Annotated in this window: 6 protein-coding genes and 1 pseudogene; 2 read left to right on the forward strand and 5 right to left on the reverse strand. The window is 45.0% G+C overall.

Going from position 1 to position 8,168, the window contains the following annotated elements; translation table 11 throughout:
- Positions 1-496 (forward strand): annotated as a pseudogene (locus H6F92_RS03330) (IS630-like element ISMae27 family transposase); the annotation flags it as partial.
- 245 nt (positions 497-741) lie between these two features.
- Here the strand turns inward: H6F92_RS03330 and cobA are convergent.
- From cobA to hslO, 5 genes are all read right to left on the reverse strand, one after another.
- Positions 742-2,259, reverse strand: coding sequence for a uroporphyrinogen-III C-methyltransferase (gene cobA / locus H6F92_RS03335; RefSeq protein ID WP_190356783.1), 1,518 nt, complete (start codon positions 2,257-2,259; stop codon positions 742-744).
- 53 nt (positions 2,260-2,312) lie between these two features.
- A complete protein-coding gene (locus tag H6F92_RS03340) occupies positions 2,313-3,230 on the reverse strand; it encodes a phosphatidate cytidylyltransferase (RefSeq protein WP_190356784.1) in 918 nt (305 codons plus the stop codon).
- Between the two features lie 42 nt (positions 3,231-3,272).
- Positions 3,273-3,863: a precorrin-6Y C5,15-methyltransferase subunit CbiT gene (gene cbiT / locus H6F92_RS03345; protein WP_002732225.1), complete on the reverse strand. Its 591-nt coding sequence runs from the start codon at positions 3,861-3,863 to the stop codon at positions 3,273-3,275.
- A 437-nt stretch (positions 3,864-4,300) separates the two neighbouring features.
- Positions 4,301-6,256: a chromosome segregation ATPase gene (locus tag H6F92_RS03350; RefSeq protein WP_190356785.1), complete on the reverse strand. Its 1,956-nt coding sequence runs from the start codon at positions 6,254-6,256 to the stop codon at positions 4,301-4,303.
- Positions 6,257-6,319: 63 nt separating this feature from the next.
- On the reverse strand, positions 6,320-7,234 hold the full coding sequence (gene hslO, locus H6F92_RS03355) for an Hsp33 family molecular chaperone HslO (RefSeq protein ID WP_190356786.1): 915 nt from the start codon (positions 7,232-7,234) through the stop codon (positions 6,320-6,322).
- 84 nt (positions 7,235-7,318) lie between these two features.
- Here hslO and H6F92_RS03360 point away from each other — a divergent pair, with 84 nt between their 5' ends.
- On the forward strand, positions 7,319-7,702 hold the full coding sequence (locus H6F92_RS03360; protein WP_190356787.1) for a hypothetical protein: 384 nt from the start codon (positions 7,319-7,321) through the stop codon (positions 7,700-7,702).
- Positions 7,703-8,168 lie beyond the last annotated feature (466 nt).

The following is an 8,168-nucleotide window of genomic DNA, read 5'->3' on the forward strand; positions in this document are numbered from 1 at the left end:
TCGCTTCGGCTGTCATACCATTGTCAGAGATAAAATAACAATTAAAGGCATAAAGCCCCTTGGTAATTTTCAGTATAATTTTCAATATCTCTGGCTCTATGGTTTAATAGAACCTCGAACAGGTAGCAGTTTTTTCTATGAATTCTCTCATTTAGATGGGGAATGTTTTAATCAATATTTAACGCTTTTTTCTCAAGCTTTTTCTGAGGAATTACATATTATTCAATTAGATAATGCTCCCGCACATACGGCGACCGACCTAGAAATACCTGATAATATTATCCTATTTTATCAACCTCCCTATTGTCCAGAAGTAAATCCAATTGAGAGAGTTTGGCTATATTTGAAAAACCTATTGGCCTGGGGCAATTTTAACTCCCTTGATAACTTAAGAAGTAAACTTTACCATCTTTTAAATTCTCTATCCAATAACACGAGCGGGTATTTGACGGGATGGTCTTGGATTTTAGAAGCTCTATGTCTGTCAGGAATTTAGAAAAATGGTATAACAATTGAGAGGGCAAATTCTCCTCAAATATTCCTGAATCGCCCTCTGGGTAAGCAACTCACCTAAAGTTCATTTTTACTAATCAAGAAGTTTTGAGTAATTTTGAGGGAGTTTGTGGAGTAATTGCAAGTTTGATCCCCCCAACCCCCCTTGATAAGGGGGGCTTTGATCCTTCTTGATCAGGGGCTTTGATCCTCCCAATCCGGGCCGCCGCAAATACGGCGATGAGAATGTCAGGTATTACTCCACTCGATTAAAGCGCTAGTCAACCCTTCTAGGGTATATTCTCGCGCCTCGATATCAACACGACCAAATAACTCTTGACAGGTTTTTGAAGTTTGCGGACCGATAGAAGCCAGACAGACTTTTTCTAAGAGGGAATTAACCGATAATTCTGCCGTTTCTTGTTGCAATAACCGATAAAAATTCTGGACGGTTTTGGAACTAGCAAAGGTGACTATATCGACTTTCCCATCTCGAAAGGCTTCCCAGATGCCACTATCCATGCGTGCGGGACATCCGGAATAATATGCGGCCACTTCCGTCACCTGACCAGCTTTGGCCGTTAATTCCTTAACTAATATCTCCCTCCCTCCCGTTTCCACGCGAGGAAAGAGGAATTTTTGCCCCCTAATCGGGTCGGGAAACTCGTTTACCAAAGCATCGGCGACAAAATCCCCCGGGATAAAATCCGCTTTTAATCCCCGTGAGTGCAAAACTTGGCTGGTTTTTTTGCCCACCACGGCGATTTTTACGGTCGCTAAAGCCCTAGCATCTTTTCCCCAAAATGTCAAGCGATCGAAAAAAAAATTAACAGCATTGGCAGACGTTAAAATCAGCCAATCAAACTCTTTTAACTGAGCGATGGCATCGTCTAAACCTTGCCAACGGTCGGGGGGACGAATCTCTAAAGCGGGCATTTCTAGGACTTCTGCGCCTTGATTTTGCAAAATTTCGCTAAATTGACTCGTTTGCTCGGCGGCACGGGTAATAACAATAGTTTTACCTCCTAGGGGTGGGGGAGAGGACATAATCGCCAGATCCACAACTTGACCAATGACCATAATAGAGGGTGAAAGGGACACCCCGGCGGTTTGAGCGAGAATATTTTCTAAAGTGCCGCGCCAAATTTGTTGATCCTTGCGTCCCGCCTGACGGATAATAGCGATCGATTCGTGAATATTTCGCCCATTTTCGCATAATTTCTCGATAATTTGCCCTAAAGACTGACCAGCCATCAATAGTACCAGTGTATCAATTTTTGCTAAAGCTGACCAATCGAGAGACTCGGGAGCGTGAGCGCTCAAGACCGCAAAACAGCGACTAATATCCTTTTCCGTCAGGGGAATTCCAGCCAATAAAGGAGCGGCTAAAGCGGAGGAAATACCGGTTATCAGTTCAAAATCACAGCCAGCCTGCTTTAAGGCTAACATTTCAGGATATACTCGCCCAAAAACCCCCGGATCACCACTTTTAAGCCGAATAACCCGTTTTCCCTCTTGACAATAATTAACCAGTATGCGATTAATCTGATGTTGCTCGGCCCCAGGTTGTCCCCCCCGTTTGCCAACATCGACTAAAACACAGGTTTTCGGCACGAGGGAGAAGATTTGACTATCCACTAGGGCATCATAGAGCAAAACCTCGGCCGTGGCTAAAATTGCTCGCGCTTGCAGGGTGAGAAAACTGCTCTGACCGATTCCCGCACCGAGAAGATAAACTTTACCCTGGGGATGGACGACTGCTGACATAATCGCAAATTTGGGTTTAATCTTGAATTTAGCACTGGAGAAGAAACAAATTACTAGCGCAACAAGGGCAGCAGTAAAGTGACGAAATAATATACTAGGGGAGCGGTGAAGACATAACTATCAGTGCGATCGAGGATACCACCGTGACCGGGGATTAACTGCCCGGAATCCTTGACCCCGGCATCGCGTTTCATCATCGATTCGGTTAAATCACCCAATAAACTGACAATACCAATTAATAGGCCCAAAATTAAGCCCGTCAGCTGCCAATAGGGCCAATCTAAATACCAAGCACCCAAATCGGCCACCGCTATACTGCCTAAAATGCCAAAAAAGGAACCTTCCACGGTTTTTTTGGGACTAATCAGCGATAAAATAGTTTTCCCTAACCATTTTCCCATGATATAGGCTCCGATATCGGCGGCCCAAATGCAACCGAAGGCCAGAAAAGTCACCGTCAAAGCGGCCGGGAATAATTTCGGTTCCATCCACGATTCCGGCCAATATCCCATCAGGGGTAAGTTACTGGCAATGGCCACAGGATTACTTTCAGGAGAAAAACCGACCCGTAAACGAATCCAATAACTAGGTAAGTAACCACCGTAAAACAGACCGAGAATTGAGGTGGAAATGTCGGCAATTGTCGCCATTTTGGGCTGAAAGAGCAGATAAAAACAAATTAACGCCCCAGCCAGGGGAAACATGGCATCGGTGAGGGGGGCTGCCATAGTTGCCGTCAGCAGTAATAATTGCGAAACTACGAGAGTGGTTTTAGCTGCCGGTTCAATGCCTTTAGCGCGAACTAAGCGAAAATACTCTAATTGTCCCAAAAAGACGATAACACCAATGCCGAGGGTGAAATACCAACCCCCAACGATAATAATTCCCAGTGCGAAGGCAATAGCAAAAATAGCGCTGACAATGCGTGGCCAAGGCATGGTTAATCCAGAGAAATTAGGCGGCATTGTCATAATTATATAGATTAAGAAAACTTTATGGAAGGTTATCCCCAATTAAAGTTTATCGCCACTCAGGATAAACATGGGATCAACGGCGGCAAAAACTTGGTGAATACCCCTAGTTTCTAGGCGATTTACTGCCGCTTGGACAATCTCGATATTACGCGCTTGTAAATTAGAAAAGCCTTCAGAAAATTGATAGAGGGTTTCTAAATTATTGGCCGTAGCCACGATGCGGCCGTTGGGTTTCAGATATTGCCACACTTCTTGCAGGACTGATTTAATCGGTTTGCCGCCCTCGATACAGACGCGATCGGGTGCTAGGGATATATTGGGCAGACAATCGGGCGCGCTGCCTTCAAAAACCGTAACATTTTTAACCCCAAAGCGATCGCAATTACGGCGGATTAAACTGGCCACTTCTTCATCCCTTTCAATGGCAATAATCGGACTATTAGGGCATAATAAGCCAATTTCAACGGGAATAGTGCCGGTTCCTGCGCCGATATCCCAGAAAACCCCCCCATCTCCTAACCTCAAAGCGGAAATCATCAATAATCTCACCTCGCGTTTACTCAGGGGAATCCCGGGCAAACGTTCAAACAGTTCATCGGGAATGCCGGGGGTTTTATATAACCAAGTCATGGGGGATCAATTATTGAGAAGCTTCACTACCAAGCATTATTATATAAGTTTGTCAAGTTTTCTTTATCAAGTAAACAGGGACTTTTCTCGGGATAAAACCCTGATAATAGCTCTAAAAAGCTATTATTTGTCATTACAGCTTTTTTCCTGTCAAGGGAGTAGATACCGAGAGGTGGGAGGGGACTTGATGGAACCTAGCATAATTACACGATCTTGTCAAGGATTTTTGGTTAGGAAAAAGTAACTTTTTCTGAGCCAATGTCACAGATATTTTTAGCATCGGTAGCTAAACTGTTCTACCGCAAAAAACCGTGTTAGATTGACTTCGATCGATTTTAAATTGAGTTCGGTTAGGCAATTTGTTAAGTCTCTCATCTTTCCGGGGATGAGGGACTTTCTTAGGGGCAATCCACAGCAAAAACAGCCTCTAAAACTGATTATTGACCCGGACTTGGTGCTTCTCTCGGGGACTCTGGGGAAAGGGGAGTCGATTCAACTATTGGCGCCGGGGCCGGAGGTTGGAGAATATTGCGCCAGCCCTGCATTTGGGAGCGAGCCGAACTGTAGGCGGTACTTTCCGGGGATACGGATTCAGCAAGGCGAATAGCTTCCAGATAACGGCCATTATTAGCTTGGGCCGTGGCTAAAGACAAAAGCTGATAACTCCAACGTTCCAGCAATTCACTCCGTTGCACACCCGCGTCGGTTTGAGTGGAAATATTGGTAACTAAAGCAATCGCTCGGGTTAAACCTTCTGCGGTTCCCGTCGCCGCTAATTGATTAGCCTGCTGGAGATTTTGACCGGCCCGCAACTCTCGGCGCCAACGACGGATATTTTGGGATGCTTCCCCGGAAAGAGCGCGACCGGGGGGAATTTGATTGGCAGTTTCGATCGCTGTGCTATAGTCTTTGAGATTGGCCAAAGCTTGAGCCTGATCTAAAATGGGTTGATCCTCCATGCGTTCAATCCGCGCTTGCCAGTCGCCAATTTCCCGTTGAGCATCTCTGTATAGGACCCGATTGTTAGCGATGGCTCGCGCCTGAATAATAGCGTTACTGAGGGAGTTAATATCGCCGGGGAGAGCTATTTCCCGCGCGCGTTCTAAAATCGGTCGGTCTTCAATGACTTGTATTTGACGATTCCAAGAGCCAATTTCCTGCTGTGCTTGCGACCAGAGGGGATTAGTCCGGGGAACCTCGCCCGCTTTCACGATAGCGGCACTATACTGCTCGATCGTACCTGCTTGTGCTAAATCTCTAGCCTCAGACAGTATTTTTAGATCCTGTACCTGTAACTGCCAGCGCTCCCTCATAGCTAGGGCCGTTTGATGGAGGGGTCGAGAAGGGTCGATTTGTTCTAGTCCCAAGATGCCAGCTTCTAATCCGTCCACCGTGCCGGCTTCCGCATCTAAGGCCGCTGCGGACAAGAGGGACCAATCGGTGACATCTTCTTTAATTTTGAGGTCTTTGGGGGTTTGGTTAGCCAGATCCCGAAGAGCTTGCCATTGCTTCCGCTCAATTAATCTTTCGGCGTATTCTTGCAGTTTATCCTCGGTTTTCCCGATTAATTTTTGGGCCTCTTGATAGGCATAACTACTGGCTTGAATTTTTCTAGCTTCTTCGATGACTTTCAACCAATTGTCGAGACCGCCCTGGGCAAAGAGATTAAAGGCATTATCTAATTTACTGCTATCTTCCCGGGCGACGGTAATTTTAGCGATCGCTTCATTATACTTAACCGTTGCCCAATATTCGTTATTTAAGTTCAATAAATCCACTGCCAGACGGAAAGATTGATTCCAGTTGGAAGCGCGGAGATTTTCCTCTAGTTTGCTTAAGATCTCGTTGCCTTCCGTCCAAGTTCCTTGCCACTTGGCGATTCTTTCTTCAATAATTGCCGCTACTGCCATATTACTGGGGATTTGACGAGCTTTAGCGATCGCTTGCCTTAAATTTCCTGCTTGATAGTCTTTTTCAGCCAAATTCAGGATATCTCGCGCCCATTCTTCCACCTGTTGATTAACTTGCGATCGCAGGGGATGGTCATCGGGTAAAGCTTCCACTAGGGCAATTGCCTCGAGTAAACCTGCCACGGTGCGACTATCGGCGGAAAGTTGAGCGCAGTAGAGACGCAGGGAGGCAGAAGCGATAGGCCAGAAGATTTTTGGGCAATTGGGCGACTTCTGCATATTTAATAACTGCCAAGTGGCGAGAAAGCCAACACTGCCAAAGACCACCACAAATAAAGCCGCCCAAACTTTCCAAGTGAAACGATGCTGGTATCGGTACCAAAAGAGAAAAAGAAAAGACTTAGTTTTCTCAGGCCAACGAGTCAGGGAGTCAATCGATTCTCGTTTGACTAGATTTTTGGTTAATTCTTTTCCTTTAAACATTCACGACTCCCTAGCAGATATTTTAGATAGATTTTACCCTAATGGCGCTCATTGCCCAACTTCTCAGCAAGATTCAGCCTGTAGAGACTCGACTAATTCGATTAATTGTCTCTCGTTGGCATTATACACTTCCCGACAAAACTCACAGATGGCTTCCGCTTGTTTATCCTTTTCGATAATGTCTTTTAATTCATCGACCCCGAGGAATTTTAAAGCTCCTAAGGCCCGTTCAAAAGAGCAATCACAATCAAAACGCAGCATCTGCACAGCTGGAAAAATTTCTAGACCCATATCTCCGAGAAGTTCCTGAAAAATATCTTCTAGTCCTTTTCCTGCCCGTAAAAGGGGCGTAAATCCCGTTAATTTTCGCAATCTCGACTCTAAACGAGCCACCAAGACCTCATCCCTGGCTGCTTCTTTAGAGAGAACTTGTAATAAAATTCCCCCGGCAGCCGTTACTCCTGTGGTCGTACCGACAAAAACTCCCACTTGCAAAGCAGAGGGAATTTGTTCCGATTGGTCTAGATAGTAGGCGATATCTTCCCCCACTTCCCCAGAAACTATCTCGACGATGCTTTCTTGAAGTTCATTTCTCTCCTCGCCTTTTTCTTCCCGTAAGACTCGCACATAACCCTTGTTACCGACGGCGCGACCCACATCTAATTTACCCTTAGCATTGGGGAGTAATTCCACCTGGGGACAGTCCACATAACCGCGCACCGTGCCATCGAGTCCAGCATCAACTAAAACACCGCCTAGGGGACCGTCGCCTTTAATGCGAATATTGATCCTAGAACCGGGTTTTTTTAAACTGGAAGCCAAGAGTAAAGCCGATGCCATCGTGCGACCGAGAGCGGCGCTGGCTACGTTAGATAATTGATGTCTTTGGCGAGCTTCTTCGGTTAAACGGGTGGTAATCACTCCTACTACTCTAATTCCCCCATCGGCGGCCGTGGCGCGGATTAATTTATCTGCCATACTACTTACTGTTATCCTTGGAAAACGCTGTCCCGATTTTTAGTTATTCTTTAACTAACTTAACAAAAATTATCAGACAATCATATGTTCGGCAATTTTCAACAAAGTCAGCTGCGTATCGAAATCTCGGCCAGTAAACAGGCTATCCGGGATAGTTTGCTCAAAACTGCTCATCTCCGTCAATGGCTGTGGCCGCAAATGCTCTCACCCAATCTACCCGATAAATTAGAGGAAGGTTTGACTTTTACCTCTTGGTTAGGTTTAATTCCCGTACAACATCAGGTTTTATCGGCCAATGACCAGTGTTTACGCTTGCTTTTGAGTCAAGGTATCGATGGCTATCACGAATGGTATTGGGGCGATGGTTGGTTACAATCGCGGTTAGAAGGCATTTCTCTCCTTCCCCTCAATCTCGGTCAAACTCTCAGTTTATTGAAATTACGACTATTTCTGAGCAATCAAAAGTAATGAGTAATGAGTAAACAGTGAACAGTAATCAGTGAACAGTAATCAGTGAACAGTAAACTAAAAACTCACACCTGATAACTGATAAGCTGTTCGTAATTTAAATTGCTTGTTGAGACGAGGCAAGAGGCAAGAGTCAAAAGGCAACACCCCCCCAACCCCTAGGGTTGATTCATTTAAATTAAGTATAGCTAATTTTGAGTCAATAAATTTGAATGAAAATTCTCAAGTTTATCTTTTTCTAATCAAAAGAGTTAGTGACAATAACTAATCTTTAATCCTCTGCCAATCTTGATTATGAATAAAGTGATAAAGCCTGTTCCCAAGTCACTAAAAGCCTATCTCTCTTGAAATTTTCTGAGAGTACATCCTGTTAATTTAGCTAATTTTTCTGCTTCTTACGTCGATAAAACTATCAGTTTTTCCCAACGTTCAGCTAACCACCTCTGTCCCTCTGTTATTGAGAGAA

The sequence above is a fragment of the Microcystis wesenbergii FACHB-1317 genome (genome assembly GCF_014696875.1).
GTDB lineage: Bacteria > Cyanobacteriota > Cyanobacteriia > Cyanobacteriales > Microcystaceae > Microcystis > Microcystis wesenbergii_A.

Excerpts from the sequence above, each read along its gene's own strand:
- hslO (WP_190356786.1), bottom strand. The coding sequence starts at position 7,234 with ATGGCAGATAAATTAATCCGCGCCACGGCCGCCGATGGGGGAATTAGA.
- cbiT (WP_002732225.1), bottom strand. The coding sequence starts at position 3,863 with ATGACTTGGTTATATAAAACCCCCGGCATTCCCGATGAACTGTTTGAA.
- H6F92_RS03350 (WP_190356785.1), bottom strand. The coding sequence starts at position 6,256 with ATGTTTAAAGGAAAAGAATTAACCAAAAATCTAGTCAAACGAGAATCG.
- H6F92_RS03340 (WP_190356784.1), bottom strand. The coding sequence starts at position 3,230 with ATGACAATGCCGCCTAATTTCTCTGGATTAACCATGCCTTGGCCACGC.
- H6F92_RS03360 (WP_190356787.1), top strand. The coding sequence starts at position 7,319 with ATGTTCGGCAATTTTCAACAAAGTCAGCTGCGTATCGAAATCTCGGCC.
- cobA (WP_190356783.1), bottom strand. The coding sequence starts at position 2,259 with ATGTCAGCAGTCGTCCATCCCCAGGGTAAAGTTTATCTTCTCGGTGCG.